Source organism: Ruegeria sp. D1(2025) (assembly GCF_056536425.1).
Genome location: NZ_JBQFPO010000001.1, coordinates 537,416 through 550,745, shown reverse-complemented (window position 1 = coordinate 550,745; position 13,330 = coordinate 537,416). Strand labels below are relative to the sequence as shown.

Here is a 13,330-nt window from a genome sequence, read left to right as displayed (position 1 = left end):
GGGTTTGATGTGTATGGGAATGGCGCGCAAATTCAAGCTGAAAAAAATCATTGTTTTCTGCGTGTTGCATTTCACGATACGCGAACGTCATGGATTCAACCTCTGCACTTGCCACGCGGAACCCGATTGATCCCGCCGCCATCTGAACCGATCATGCAAACGAAATGCACCATCGGCCCAAAACTCGATTTCCGTCGGCTCCAACCGATACCCGCCCCAGAACGGCGGGCGTGGCGGATTGGGTCCAAGCTTCGCCGTTACTTTTGCCACTTCCGCCATCAGAACCGATCGGCTGCTCAGCGGCTGCGATTGTTTGGAAGCCCAGGCCCCCAAACGGCTTTTCAGTGATCTCGAGGCATAGTATTCATCCGCCTTCGGACCATCCTCGCGCGATATTGTACCACGAACTCGGATCTGCCGCCGCAAGGATTTCCAGTGCATGACAAAAGCCGCTTTGCCGGCACTTTCCAGTTCGACCGCCTTGGCGCTTTCATAGTTCGTGTAGAATACAAAGGCGTCCGGCTCGATTTCCTTAAGCAGAACCATGCGCACATTGGGCATCCCGTCCGAATCTACGGTCGCCAAAGCAATCGCATTCGGATCGTTAGGTTCAGACTCTCTGGCCTCGCCCAGCCACCGCTCCGCCAATTCAAACGGATCAGTTCCGGCAAAAATGCCGCTACGCTCGTTCATTTCCATCCCCTGGAAAGTAATGTTGACGACCCTAAGGCGAGAACCCGCTGCGGGCAAGACCCGCTCAGCCTTGAAGCAGCGCATCCAATGGCCTAAACCACTCTGATAAAACCGGGACAGGCGGAGATCCAAATATGTCTAATCAGTTGATGGCCGGAAAACGCGGCCTCATCATGGGACTGGCCAATGACAAATCAATCGCATGGGGAATCGCCCGCGCCCTGTCCGAAGCAGGCGCTGAGCTGGCGTTCTCGTATCAGGGCGATGCGTTGAAAAAACGGGTTGACCCACTGGCGGCCCAGTTGGGCAGCGATATCGTGTTGCCCTGTGACGTCAGTGATGAGGCATCCATTGACGGGTTGTTCGCGCAGCTTTCTGAAAAATGGGGCAAGCTGGACTTTATCGTCCATGCCATCGGATTCTCGGACAAGAACGAACTGCGCGGGCGCTATGTCGATACGTCGCGGGCTAATTTCAACCTGACGATGGACGTGTCGGTCTATTCCTTCACCGCAGTGATGCAACGCGCAGAAAAACTGATGTCCGAAGGCGGCAGCGCAATCACGCTGACCTATTACGGGGCCGAGCAGGTGATGCCGCACTACAATGTGATGGGCGTCGCCAAGGCCGCGCTGGAGGCATCGGTCAAATATCTGGCTGAAGACCTGGGCAAGGACGGGATTCGCGTAAATGCTATTTCCGCGGGTCCGATCAAAACACTGGCGGCAAGCGGTATCGGCGATTTCCGCTATATCATGAAGTGGAACGAATATAATTCGCCCCTGCGCCGGAACGTGACCATCGACGATGTCGGCAAATCCGCCCTTTACCTGTTGTCCGACCTCAGCAGCGGTGTAACCGGTGAAAATCTGCACGTGGATTCGGGGTATCACATCGTCGGCATGAAAGCCGTCGATGCGCCGGATATTGAAAAGGGTTGATCAGATGAGCGCCAAAGACCGCTTGCCGCACGAAAAAGGGTTTCATATCAGCTGGGACCAGATTCACCGCGATTCCCGCGCCCTGGCGTGGCGTCTCGATGGCCAGGGGCCCGACGACGGCGCCTGGCGCGCGGTCGTGGCCATCACTCGGGGCGGTATGGCTCCTGCAATGATCGTCAGCCGGGAACTGGATATTCGCACGGTCGATACGATCAGCGTCCGCTCGTACCATCATCAGGAACAGGGCGAGGCCGAAGTGCTCAAGGCACCGGATGCCAAGCTGATGAGCGACGGAACTGGTGTGCTGATCATCGACGATCTGGTCGACAGCGGCAAAACGCTGGAACTTGTACGCGACATGTATCCCAACGCGCATTTCGCCACAGTCTACGCCAAGCCCAAAGGTCGTCCGATGGTGGACACCTTCATCACCGAGGTCAGCCAGGACACCTGGATTTTCTTCCCCTGGGACATGGCCCTGCAATATGTCGAGCCTTATCGCGGCACCGATTGATCCCACGCCGCGGTTTCTTCTGTTCAAAATACCTCGGAGCGCGGGGCAGTGCCTCGCAAAAACCGCATGACACATACACGCACCACCGCCACTTTCGCCCCTCCGGTGATGGAGGCGCGACGCTGGCTGGAAGGCGTCGAGTTTCCCGAAGACCGGCCTCTGATCAATGTCAGTCAGGCCGCGCCGGTGGACCCTCCGCCACTCGAACTGCGAAAGGCAATGGCAGAGTTCGCGATTTCCGAAAACAGCGCCCATCTTTACGGGCCTGTATTGGGCAATACCGACCTTCGCACAGAGCTGGCCCGCCAGATCGGGGCACATTATCAGTCCCATGTCGACACGGAACAGGTCGCAATCACATCAGGATGCAATCAGGCATTTTCTGCTGTGATCGCCGCGATCACGGATCAGGGGGACGAGGTTATCCTGCCAACCCCTTGGTATTTCAATCATAAAATGTGGCTCGACATGGCTGGTGTGCGGGCTGTTGATCTTCCCACGGGTGATGATCTGCTGCCGGACGTGGCCCGGGCCCGAGACCTGATCACCGAAAAGACACGCGCGATTGCGCTGGTCACTCCGAACAATCCAGGCGGCGTCGAATACCCCTCGGAACTGGTTGGGGCGTTCTATGATCTTGCGCGTGAGGCCGGCATCAAACTGTTGGTGGACGAGACCTATCGGGATTTCGACAGCCGGTCCGGTGCTCCGCATGAACTGTTCCGTCAGCCCGACTGGCAGGATACATTTGTTCATCTCTACTCGTTTTCCAAGGCCTTCCGTCTGACCGGCCACCGGGTCGGAGCCATCGCGGCAAGTCCGCAACTTTTGGCCGAGATCGAAAAGTTTCTGGACACGGTTGCTATTTGCCCGGGTCAGATCGGCCAGTTCGCCGCGCTGTGGGGGATGCAGAACCTGTCACAATGGCTTGCGTCTGAACGTGATGAAATCCTGGATCGCCGTGCAGCCATCGCGGAAGAGATGCCCAGACTGACGGCCAGGGGCTGGCGATTGCTTGGTCTGGGGGCGTATTTCGCATATCTTGAACATCCATTCGACATTCCGTCAGATGAGTTTGCCCAAAAGCTGGTGGCCGAAGCTGGTGTTCTGCTGTTGCCAGGTACCATGTTCACACCCACTGAGGATGCGGCGGGCCAACGGCAGGTTCGCATCGCTTTTGCCAACATCGACCGCGTCGGTATCGAACGTTTGTTCGACCGTCTTCAGGCGCTTTCCATCTGATCTTGCCCCCCGGCGGTCCGCGTCGTATTCAGGGCCGCAACCAACAGGGCAGTCATCTGCCGACAAAAGCATGAAAGAGGGCGTCCATGGCCGCAGGCATGAAAAACCTATCAAAGACCTTCGTCTGGATTCTCATGGGCTTGCTGATGCTTGGACTTGCAGGGTTCGGCGCCGTAAACCTCAGCGGTACGGTGAGGACGGTGGCGCAGGTCGGCGATGAAGTGGTTCCGATCAACGCATATGTGCGCGAACTGCAGCGTGAAATCCGCGCGGTCGAGGCCCAGACAGGTCAGGCCCTGCAAATGTCGCAGGCACAGGAGTTGGGACTGGGCCAACTGGCATTGTCCCGTCTGACGGCTCTGGCTGCGTTGAACAACGAAGTGGCTCAGCTGGGCGTTTCGATTGGCGATGAAAACCTGCAGAAGGAAATCGTCGCGATCCCGGCATTTCAGGGCGTGGACGGCAATTTCGACCGCGAGACCTACCGGTTCCAACTGGAACAGGCGGGGATGACCGATGCCGAGTTCGAAGCTGATCTTCGCAAGGAATCCGCGCGGACCATTGTCCAAGGGGCGGTTGTCGGCGGCGTCGTAATGCCTGCAACGCTGTCGGACGTATTGACGGACTATGTCGGCGCACGGCGCAGCTTTACCGTCGCGACACTTGGGGCCGATGCCCTGACCGCACCGATTGCTGAACCCACGGACGAGCAGTTGCAAACGTATTACGACGAAAACACGGATCGTTTCACCCTGCCCCGCACCAAACGCCTGACGTACGCGATCCTGTCGCCCGAAATGTTGCTCGACAGCGTTGAAATCCAGGACGACGCCTTGCGCAGCCTCTACGATCAGCGCATCGCTGAATTCCAGCAACCGGAACGACGCCTCGTCGAACGGCTGGCCTTTTCGGACGAAGCGGCCGCTATGGATGCCATGGCGCAGATCGAGGTTGGCGGCACGACATTTGAACAGCTAGTGCGCGATCGCGACCTCGAACTGAGCGACATTGATCTGGGCGACGTGACCCGCGAAGACCTCGGCGAAGCGGCCGATGCTGTTTTTGAGGCAGATCTTGATGCCGTGGTTGGACCTCTGCCGTCCGTGTTTGGCCCTGCGCTGTTCCGGATCAACGGATCACTGGCAGCAAACAACATCCCGTTTGAAGACGCTGCCCCTGACCTGCGCGAGGAAATGGCAGCCGAGCGTGCACGGCGTCTGATCGAGGCGCAGGCCGAGGACATCAACGACATGCTTGCCGGTGGGGCCACCCTGGAAGAACTGGCAGGCGAAACCGAGATGGAACTGGGCCAGATCGAATGGACCCGTGAGAACGAAGAAGGTGTCGCCGCATATGAGGGCTTTCGTGCCGCTGCCGAAGCCGTCCGCGAAGGCGACTTCCCCGAAATCGGCTTTCTCGAAGACGGCTCGATTTTCGCGTTGCGCCTGAATGAGGTTCTGCCGCAGCGGCCTGAACCGCTTGAGACCGCCCGTGACCGTGTGGCCGAGGCATGGGTTCAGGCTGAAACAGGCAAGGCCCTACAGGATCAGGCCAACACTGTCTTGACCCAACTGGCGACCGACGGCGACTTTGCCGCGACAGGTTTGCCGTTCCGGGTAGAGAACGCATTGACCCGCACCGCTTTCCTTGATGACGCTCCGGTCGGATTCATGACCCAGGTCTTTGAAATGGAGCCGGGTGAGTTGCGGGTTGTCCCTGGCAATAATGCCGCCCTGATCGTCAGGCTGGATGAACTGCTGCCGCCGGCTGAGACCGACGAACTGCGCCAGATGAAAGCCGCGCTGGAAGTCCAGATGAACCAGGCACTGGCTCAGAACATTTTTGATGCCTATGTGCGCGATGCCCAGACTCGTGCCCGCCCGGTTATTGATCAGCGTGCGCTGAACGCCGTGCAGGCGAGCTACTAAAAGAGAGCGGACATGGCCCTGACCCCAGAATTTGACGCATTCGCGCGTGCCTACGAGGCAGGCGAGAATCAGGTCGTCTATACCCGCCTGGCCGCCGACCTGGACACGCCCGTCTCGCTGATGTTGAAACTGACGGGGGCCCAGAAGGACGCTTTTGTTCTGGAATCGGTCACGGGGGGCGAAGTCCGCGGGCGCTACTCGATCATCGGTATGAAGCCGGACCTCATCTGGCATTGCCATGGTAAGACGTCCTCGCTGAACCGCTCTGCCCGGTTCGATCCGGACGCCTTCGTGCCGCAGGACGGCAATCCTATGGACAACCTGCGGTCGCTCTTGGCCGAATCCCGCATCGACCTGCCTGAAGAACTGCCGCAGGCTGCGGCGGGGCTGTTCGGCTATCTTGGCTATGACATGGTGCGGCTTGTCGAATACCTGCCGGATGTGAACCCCGACCCGTTGGGCCTGCCGGATGCGGTGATGCTGCGCCCGTCGGTGATCGCGGTTTTGGATGGGGTAAAAGGCGACGTGACGGTCGTGTCCCCTGCCTGGGTCAGCGAAGGTCAATCCGCCAAGGCCGCCTATGCGCAGGCTGCCGAACGCGTCATGGATGCTGTCCGCGATCTGGAACGCGCGATGCCGACCGAATCCAGGGATCTGGGCGACGCGCATGAGATCGCCCCACCCGTTTCGAACTTCACCAAATCCGGCTACATGGAAGCGGTTGAGAAGGCCAAGGAATATATCCGCGCAGGCGATATCTTTCAGGTGGTTCCGGCCCAGCGTTGGACACAGGAATTCCCGCTGCCGCCCTTTGCGCTGTATCGGTCCCTGAGGCGCACAAACCCTTCGCCGTTCATGTTCTATTTCAATTTCGGCGGATTTCAGGTTGTCGGCGCAAGCCCGGAAATTCTGGTACGTGTCTTCGGGGATGAAGTTACGATCCGCCCCATCGCCGGCACCCGTCCGCGCGGAGCGACGCCGGAAGAGGACAAGGCGAACGAAGTCGATTTGCTTGCCGACAAGAAAGAACTGGCCGAGCACCTGATGCTGCTGGATCTGGGCCGCAATGACACCGGGCGCGTTTCCAAAATCGGCACCGTGCGCCCCACGGAAGAGTTCATCATCGAACGCTACAGCCACGTGATGCATATCGTCTCGAACGTGGTTGGCGAACTGGCAGAGGACAAAGACGCGCTGGACGCGTTTTTTGCAGGGATGCCTGCGGGCACGGTCTCGGGTGCCCCAAAGGTGCGCGCGATGGAAATCATTGATGAACTCGAACCCGAAAAGCGCGGTGTATACGGCGGCGGCGTCGGGTATTTCAGCGCCGGCGGCGACATGGACATGTGCATCGCCCTGCGGACGGCAATCGTTAAGGACCAGAAACTGTACATTCAGGCCGGCGGTGGTGTTGTTTATGACAGCGACCCAGAGGCTGAATATATGGAAACGGTCCATAAATCGAACGCGATCCGGCGCGCTGCGGCGGACGCCGCCCGATTTACGGGATCAGGAAACAGCTAAAGAAAAAGGCGGCGATCCACTGACCAGCCGCCTTTTATTGAATTTTCCCTGACATTTACTGAACTTCTTTCAACATCACGGCCGAGATCGGTGCCATTGCAACCCGGTTGCCGCGATCCTCAAGCCCCCACAGCAGCAGTGCGGAAATCGTTTCTGGTCTCAAACGTCCCAGCATCACAACCGTTCCCTGCTGCCCGGCCCGGAATGCAGCCTGATCCAGAAAGCGGCGCATGATCTTCGGGTCCTGCCTTGCTCCGTCAATGTCGCGGAACACGACACCTGAAGGTGTCCCGTTGCGGGCGGCGAGTTTCTGAACCGTGTTCAAACCGTTGTCCTGCGTGATCAGACCGCGCCCGGTTCCGGCCGCAATCGCCGCCACCTGATCCGCCACCTGACGATTACCCTGAATGCCGGTGTTTACACCTTCCAGAATACCCACCGTTTCCGGCAGCGTCTCGAACCAGACCGCCAAAGACACCTCGGCATCCTGTGCATTTGCGGCTTCCGGCAAGTCCGCGATGGCCATTACTTCAAAACCGGCCTCGCGGTGGCGCGCCATCTTTTCAGCGGCGTCAGGATCCGACGGGCTGATCGCAAAACTCAGCGGATAGGGAAAATCACGCAAAGCCTCGGCCCCAAATGCGCCTTCGTCGTCAATGAGGATGATCGACATCAAGGGCTTGGATTCCGGGTTTTCGAAGCTGGCCGCGTATGCCTCGATCGGCTTTCCGACCGGCACCTGCTCGGTCTCTTCGGCTTCCACAACAGGGTCGTCCCGTTCAGTCAAGGGAACCACACGCCTGCCAATTGTCGAGCCCGCCGTTGCGGGCTGATCGCCCCCGATCTGCGGCAAGGTCGCGATACGGGGCAGATTGCGAGGAAGAGTATCCTCATCCCCTTCCACGGCAATGGGGCTGTTTACAAACGGATTCTCAACCTTCGGTTCTTCCGGCGTGCCCGGCAGTGGTGCAGGCTCTGCTTCCGGTTCCAGAACAGCGACTTCTTCGGCTGGTGGTGCCGGAGGCTCCGGCGCGGTATCGGCCACTTCAGGCAAAGATTCGACCTGTGGCGTGCCGCCGGGAATCGCAGGAGCGGGTGGTGCAACAGGTGCGTCCGGGGCAACCGCAACTTCAGGTTCGGGCGCTACGTCCGGCGTTTCGATTGCGGGCTCACTCTCTCCTACGACGGGTTGCGTATCCGGCGTGGGGTCGACATTTGTCACCCCAGCAAGGGAATCTGATTGTTCATCGACGGGTTCCGGGGCTTCAGGAGGAAGTTCGACCAGATCGGCGTCGGTTCCGGCATCCGGTGCATCGGCCGTCGACACCGAATCCTCGAGCGGCGCAGGTTCGGGTGCGTGCGTTGAGACGGCCGGTTTTGACGACAAAGGCGTGTTCAACGACAGAACCGCGCCCAAAGCCAGCACGACAACCGCACCGGCGATTATTCCTCCGACAAATCCGCCCATTTCTTTTGCCTCTCGTCTTTCTCTGCGTCGATCGCTTCTGCGCCGTCTGCTGCGGCAATTCCCTGTCAGGTCCGTCCTTTGCGGGATGTCCCCTTGACGCTGCCCCACAAGCCTGAGCATGTATGTCCCGACATTATACCGTGGCCCGTGGTTGCATCGCCAGCCCGAAATGCCCAAGCCGAGACAAGTGCCCAAATGCTGCTGCTGATCGACAACTACGACTCGTTTACCTACAACCTGGTACATTATTTGGGCGAACTCGGTGCCGAAATGGTCATTCGCCGCAATGATGCGCTGGACGTGCAGGAAGCAATGGCCATGAACCCGGCCGGCATTCTGCTCAGCCCCGGTCCCTGCGACCCGGATCAGGCCGGGATTTGCCTGGCCCTGACGCAGGCGGCCGCCGAGACACAGACTCCGTTGATGGGTGTATGTCTTGGACATCAAACCATCGGACAGGTCTTTGGCGGGAAAGTCGTGCGGTGCCACGAGATCGTACATGGTAAGATGGGCATCATGCACCACACAGGCAAAGGGGTCTTCTCGGGCCTGCCTTCCCCGTTCGAAGCAACCCGGTACCATTCACTGATCGTTGAGCGTGAAAGCCTGCCTGATTGCCTTGAGATCACGGCTGAGCTGGAGGACGGCACCATCATGGGTCTGCAGCATCGGGATTTGCCGATCCACGGCGTCCAATTCCACCCCGAATCCATCGCATCGGAGCATGGGCACGCACTGTTGAAAAACTTCCTGCAAGAACTGAAAGTCCCCGCATGAGCGACGCACTGAAACCGCTGATCGGGGCCGCGGCCGACCGCCCACTGACCCGTGCCGAGGCCGAGCAGGCCTTTGGCATTCTTTTTGATGGCGAAGCCACGCCCAGTCAGATTGGCGGGTTGCTGATGGCCATGCGCACACGCGGTGAAACCGTGGATGAATACGCCGCGGCCGCCGCCGTCATGCGCGCAAAGTGCAATGCCGTCAAAGCACCACCCGGGGCAATTGACATCGTTGGCACCGGTGGCGATGGCAAGGGTACGCTGAACATCTCAACCGCAACCGCCTTTGTTGTGGCGGGCGCAGGTGTAACTGTGGCAAAACACGGCAATCGCAATCTCAGCTCTAAATCCGGTGCGGCAGATGCGCTGGGGCAACTGGGCATCAACGTGATGGTCGGTCCGCAAACAGTTGAAAAAGCTTTGAAAGAAGCTGGCATTGGCTTCATGATGGCGCCCATGCATCATCCGGCAATTGCCCATGTGATGCCAAGCCGACAGGAACTTGGCACACGAACGATCTTCAATATCCTCGGCCCGCTTACGAACCCCGCCGGAGTAAAACGGCAGCTGACCGGCGCGTTCAGCCGCGATCTGATCCGGCCCATGGCCGAAACCCTGGGCCTGTTGGGGGCGGAGCACGCCTGGCTGGTTCACGGCTCGGACGGAACCGACGAACTGACAATCACCGGCGTCAGTTGGGTTGCCTCTTTGGAAGACGGGACCGTTAAGGAGGTTGAACTGCACCCCGAAGATGCCGGACTGCCCGTGCATCCGTTCGAAGATATCCTTGGCGGCACACCGGAAGAAAACGCAGTTGCGTTCCGGGCACTACTGGATGGCGCACCATCGGCCTATCGTGATGCCGTTCTGCTAAATTCTGCTGCAGCGCTTGTCGTTGCGGATGCTGTAAGTGACTTGCGCGACGGCGTAGAAATGGCCGTTGAGAGTATCGACAGCGGCAAAGCCCGGGAAAAAATCACAACTCTTGCCCGAATTACACAGGAAGCCGCATGACCGAGACCGTTCTGGACAAAATCAAAGCCTACAAACTGGAAGAGGTTGCGGCAGACAAGGCGAATAAGTCCCTGGAAACGCTGGAAAGTGAGGCACGCGAAGCACCCGAAGTTCGTGCGTTCGCCGAAGCATTGCACACCGCCGCGCGTTCTGGGTATGGGCTGATCGCAGAGATCAAGAAAGCCAGCCCGTCGAAAGGGTTGATCCGCCCGGATTTTGATCCGCCCGCACTGGCCAAAGCGTACGAGGATGGTGGTGCCGCCTGTCTTTCTGTTCTGACCGATACCCCCAGTTTCCAAGGCGCGAAGGAATATCTTGTTCAGGCGCGCGAGGCCGTATCCCTGCCCGTTCTGCGCAAGGATTTCATGTACGACCCCTATCAGGTGATTGAGGCCCGCGCGCTTGGTGCCGATTGCATTCTGATCATCATGGCGTCCGTCGAGGACTCTCAGGCCGCCGAATTGGAACAGACCGCATTCGATTGGGGCATGGACGTCCTGATCGAAGTACATGACGAGGCAGAACTTGAACGCGCGGCAGCTTTGAAAAGCCCGTTGATCGGAATAAACAACCGTAATCTCAAGACGTTCGAGACCACTCTTGACACAACGCGGCGACTATCAAAGCTGGTTCCGGCCGATCGAACCATCGTCTGTGAAAGCGGTCTGGGATCGCCGGAAGATCTGGCTGATATTGCCCGATACGGCGCACGCTGCTTCCTGATCGGCGAAAGCCTGATGCGTCAGGATGATGTCGAGGCAGCGACCCGCGCCCTGTTGGCGCGTCCTCTGGTTCCCGGGGTGATGTGATGCCATTGACCCATTTTGACGCTCAGGGTCAGGCGCATATGGTGGATGTGTCGGACAAGGCCGTGACGGACCGTATCGCCGTTGCAGCCGGCCACATCAGGATGGCACAGGAAACCTTTGAAATTATTTCCGAAGGTCGGGCCAAAAAGGGTGATGTCCTGGGTATTGCACGCCTTGCGGGCATCATGGGTGCAAAAAAGACGCCAGACCTGATTCCTCTGTGCCACCCCCTGCCTGTGACGAAAGTATCGGTGGAACTGATGCTTGATCCCGACCTGCCGGGTGTTCGGATTGAGGCGACGGTTAAGACGTCCGGCCAGACCGGCGTCGAGATGGAGGCGTTGACCGCCGTGTCTACCGCTGCATTGACAGTGTATGACATGGCCAAGGCCGTGGACAAGGCGATGGAGATCGGAGGCATCCACGTTCTTCTGAAAGACGGAGGAAAATCAGGGCGTTATGAGGCGGAATGATCACCGTTGATGAAGCCCGGGAACTGCTGTTTGACCTGGTTGAACCATTGCCAGTCGAACATGTCCCGCTTGCCCAATCCGCAGGCCGCGTTCTGAATCAAGATGTAGCAGCCACACGAGATCAGCCTCCATTCGCGGCATCATCAATGGACGGGTACGCCGTCAAATCGACCGAAGTTGAACTTCATGCGATGTTCAAACTGGTGGGTGAATCCGCAGCAGGCCAACGTTTCGAAGAAACTGTCGGCCCGGGACAGGCCGTTCGGATCTTCACCGGCGCCCCGGTACCGGATGGTGCCGATTTCGTGGTCATTCAGGAAGATGTCGAGCGCCGGGGGGATCTGATCACCATAACGGATACACCTGGTCAGAAAACGAACATACGTCCTGCCGGAGTGGATTTCAGAGCCGGTGCCCAAATCACCGCGCCGCGCCAGATTCGTGCCGAAGACGTGGCGCTGATGGCTGCCATGAACATCCCGGTCGTTCCGGTGACACGTAAACCGGTGGTCGCGTTGATCTCGACGGGCGATGAACTCGTGATGCCCGGCGAAATACCCGGCCCGGATCAGATCATCGCTTCCAACACCTTTGGCTTGCATGCATTGCTGCAGGGGTTGGGTGCCGATGTGCGAGTGCTGCCGATCGCACAGGACACGGTCTCATCACTTGAAACCGCATTCGCTCTGGCGCAAGGGGCGGATCTGGTGGTTACGATTGGTGGTGCGTCAGTTGGCGACTACGATCTGGTGTCTGACGTTTCGCAAGGTCTTGGGATGCAGCGCGCCTTTTACAAAATCCGTATGCGCCCGGGAAAACCGTTGATGGCAGGACGTTTAGGGGATGCAGCTATGGTGGGTCTGCCGGGCAACCCGGTCAGTGCCATGGTATGTGGCTACCTGTTCCTCGCTCCCATGGTTCGACGCATGCTGGGGTTGGAGCAGACGCTGCAACCGCTCAGATCCGCGAAACTGACTGAACCAGTAGGAGACAACGGCCCGCGCGAACATTATATGCGCGCCATTCGGGACGAAAACGGTATCCGGGCCTGTGCGGATCAGGACAGTTCCCTACTTAGTGTTCTGGCACAGGCGAATGCGCTGATCGTTCGCCCTCCGCACGATCCCGCACGCGATACAGGTGACGAGGTTCAGTACCTGCCGATCTGAAAACCGGCAAATCCGTTGACACAAAACGTGAACATGCGTAGAACAAAAGAAAACGCATGACCATCGAGGTGTGAGCAATGCTGACCAAGAAGCAATTGGATTTGCTGGAATTCATCCACAAACGCGTGCAGTCGGACGGTGTTCCGCCAAGTTTCGATGAAATGAAGGCGGCGCTGGACCTCAGATCGAAATCCGGCATTCATCGCCTGATCACTGCATTGGAAGAACGCGGGTTTATCCGACGCCTCGCCCACCGGGCGCGCGCGATCGAGATCGTGAAGCTGCCTGAAAGTCTCGGTGGCGAACCCACGGCCGCATTCTCGCCCCGCGTGATTGAAGGTGACAAACCAGCGGGCCCGCGCCCTGCGAATTTCGAACCTGTTTCAGTCGACGCACTGGAATTGCCGGTCATGGGGCGGATCGCTGCTGGTGTCCCGATCGAAGCGATCAGCCATGTATCGCATCGCGTGGCGGTTCCCGGCACGATGGTGTCCGGCAAGGGCGAACACTATGCGCTTGAGGTTCGCGGTGACTCGATGATCGATGCCGGGATCAACGACGGTGACGTGGTTGTAATCCGGGAAACATCGACCGCAGACAACGGCGATATCGTGGTGGCCCTTGTTGAAGAGCAGGAAGCGACATTGAAACGGTTCTTCCGCCGTGGCCAAGCCATTGCGCTGGAAGCCGCAAACCCGGCCTATGAAACCCGTGTTCTGCCCGAGGACAAAGTCAGGGTTCAGGGGCGACTCGTCGGCCTGATCCGAACTTACTGA

Annotated in this window: 13 protein-coding genes; 11 read left to right on the top strand and 2 right to left on the bottom strand. The window is 58.8% G+C overall.

All coding sequences use genetic code 11. From position 1 onward, the window contains the following. Positions 1 to 87 precede the first annotated feature (87 nt). Entirely contained in the window at positions 88 to 693 is a 606-nt protein-coding gene (pdxH, locus tag ACR1XU_RS02835; RefSeq protein ID WP_170618969.1) for a pyridoxamine 5'-phosphate oxidase, read from the bottom strand. A gap of 134 nt (positions 694 to 827) precedes the next feature. On the opposite strand from pdxH, the gene fabI reads away from it, so the two are divergent. The 5 genes from fabI to trpE all read left to right on the top strand — a co-directional run bounded on the left by fabI (position 828) and on the right by trpE (position 6,842). Beyond that, on the top strand, positions 828 to 1,634 hold the full coding sequence (fabI, locus tag ACR1XU_RS02830) for an enoyl-ACP reductase FabI (RefSeq protein WP_170614935.1): 807 nt from the start codon (positions 828 to 830) through the stop codon (positions 1,632 to 1,634). 4 nt (positions 1,635 to 1,638) lie between these two features. Beyond that, positions 1,639 to 2,148: a xanthine phosphoribosyltransferase gene (gene gpt / locus ACR1XU_RS02825; RefSeq protein ID WP_170614934.1), complete on the top strand. Its 510-nt coding sequence runs from the start codon at positions 1,639 to 1,641 to the stop codon at positions 2,146 to 2,148. Between the two features lie 66 nt (positions 2,149 to 2,214). After that, positions 2,215 to 3,390, top strand: coding sequence for an aminotransferase (locus ACR1XU_RS02820; RefSeq protein WP_480905548.1), 1,176 nt, complete (start codon positions 2,215 to 2,217; stop codon positions 3,388 to 3,390). An 86-nt stretch (positions 3,391 to 3,476) separates the two neighbouring features. Continuing rightward, a complete protein-coding gene (locus tag ACR1XU_RS02815) occupies positions 3,477 to 5,318 on the top strand; it encodes a SurA N-terminal domain-containing protein (RefSeq protein ID WP_480905545.1) in 1,842 nt (613 codons plus the stop codon). A 12-nt stretch (positions 5,319 to 5,330) separates the two neighbouring features. Beyond that, positions 5,331 to 6,842 carry an anthranilate synthase component I gene (gene trpE / locus ACR1XU_RS02810; RefSeq protein ID WP_170824516.1) on the top strand — a complete coding sequence of 504 codons (1,512 nt, stop codon included), beginning with the start codon at positions 5,331 to 5,333 and terminating at the stop codon, positions 6,840 to 6,842. A gap of 55 nt (positions 6,843 to 6,897) precedes the next feature. On the opposite strand, the gene ACR1XU_RS02805 is transcribed toward trpE, so the two are convergent. Further along, positions 6,898 to 8,310 carry a divergent polysaccharide deacetylase family protein gene (locus tag ACR1XU_RS02805; protein WP_480905541.1) on the bottom strand — a complete coding sequence of 471 codons (1,413 nt, stop codon included), beginning with the start codon at positions 8,308 to 8,310 and terminating at the stop codon, positions 6,898 to 6,900. Positions 8,311 to 8,505: 195 nt separating this feature from the next. On the opposite strand from ACR1XU_RS02805, the gene ACR1XU_RS02800 reads away from it, so the two are divergent. From ACR1XU_RS02800 to lexA, 6 genes are all read left to right on the top strand, one after another. Beyond that, positions 8,506 to 9,087: an anthranilate synthase component II gene (locus tag ACR1XU_RS02800; RefSeq protein WP_480905538.1), complete on the top strand. Its 582-nt coding sequence runs from the start codon at positions 8,506 to 8,508 to the stop codon at positions 9,085 to 9,087. Continuing rightward, entirely contained in the window at positions 9,084 to 10,103 is a 1,020-nt protein-coding gene (trpD, locus tag ACR1XU_RS02795) for an anthranilate phosphoribosyltransferase (RefSeq protein ID WP_170805640.1), read from the top strand. The genes ACR1XU_RS02800 and trpD overlap by 4 nt, the downstream gene beginning before the upstream one ends. Next, positions 10,100 to 10,912, top strand: a complete 813-nt coding sequence (gene trpC / locus ACR1XU_RS02790; RefSeq protein ID WP_480905535.1) for an indole-3-glycerol phosphate synthase TrpC — start codon at positions 10,100 to 10,102, stop codon at positions 10,910 to 10,912. Before trpD ends, trpC begins: the two co-directional genes overlap by 4 nt. Beyond that, complete coding sequence (gene moaC, locus ACR1XU_RS02785) at positions 10,912 to 11,385, top strand: cyclic pyranopterin monophosphate synthase MoaC (protein ID WP_170614926.1); 474 nt, start codon at positions 10,912 to 10,914, stop codon at positions 11,383 to 11,385. The genes trpC and moaC overlap by 1 nt, the downstream gene beginning before the upstream one ends. After that, entirely contained in the window at positions 11,382 to 12,554 is a 1,173-nt protein-coding gene (locus ACR1XU_RS02780; RefSeq protein ID WP_480905532.1) for a molybdopterin molybdotransferase MoeA, read from the top strand. The genes moaC and ACR1XU_RS02780 overlap by 4 nt, the downstream gene beginning before the upstream one ends. A gap of 77 nt (positions 12,555 to 12,631) precedes the next feature. After that, entirely contained in the window at positions 12,632 to 13,330 is a 699-nt protein-coding gene (lexA, locus tag ACR1XU_RS02775) for a transcriptional repressor LexA (protein ID WP_170614924.1), read from the top strand.

Bases quoted from the DNA above. Each gene is read 5' to 3' on its own strand.
- pdxH (WP_170618969.1), bottom strand. From the start codon at position 693: ATGAACGAGCGTAGCGGCATTTTTGCCGGAACTGATCCGTTTGAATTG.
- fabI (WP_170614935.1), top strand. From the start codon at position 828: ATGTCTAATCAGTTGATGGCCGGAAAACGCGGCCTCATCATGGGACTG.
- gpt (WP_170614934.1), top strand. From the start codon at position 1,639: ATGAGCGCCAAAGACCGCTTGCCGCACGAAAAAGGGTTTCATATCAGC.
- ACR1XU_RS02820 (WP_480905548.1), top strand. From the start codon at position 2,215: ATGACACATACACGCACCACCGCCACTTTCGCCCCTCCGGTGATGGAG.
- ACR1XU_RS02815 (WP_480905545.1), top strand. From the start codon at position 3,477: ATGGCCGCAGGCATGAAAAACCTATCAAAGACCTTCGTCTGGATTCTC.
- trpE (WP_170824516.1), top strand. From the start codon at position 5,331: ATGGCCCTGACCCCAGAATTTGACGCATTCGCGCGTGCCTACGAGGCA.
- ACR1XU_RS02805 (WP_480905541.1), bottom strand. From the start codon at position 8,310: ATGGGCGGATTTGTCGGAGGAATAATCGCCGGTGCGGTTGTCGTGCTG.
- ACR1XU_RS02800 (WP_480905538.1), top strand. From the start codon at position 8,506: ATGCTGCTGCTGATCGACAACTACGACTCGTTTACCTACAACCTGGTA.
- trpD (WP_170805640.1), top strand. From the start codon at position 9,084: ATGAGCGACGCACTGAAACCGCTGATCGGGGCCGCGGCCGACCGCCCA.
- trpC (WP_480905535.1), top strand. From the start codon at position 10,100: ATGACCGAGACCGTTCTGGACAAAATCAAAGCCTACAAACTGGAAGAG.
- moaC (WP_170614926.1), top strand. From the start codon at position 10,912: ATGCCATTGACCCATTTTGACGCTCAGGGTCAGGCGCATATGGTGGAT.
- ACR1XU_RS02780 (WP_480905532.1), top strand. From the start codon at position 11,382: ATGATCACCGTTGATGAAGCCCGGGAACTGCTGTTTGACCTGGTTGAA.
- lexA (WP_170614924.1), top strand. From the start codon at position 12,632: ATGCTGACCAAGAAGCAATTGGATTTGCTGGAATTCATCCACAAACGC.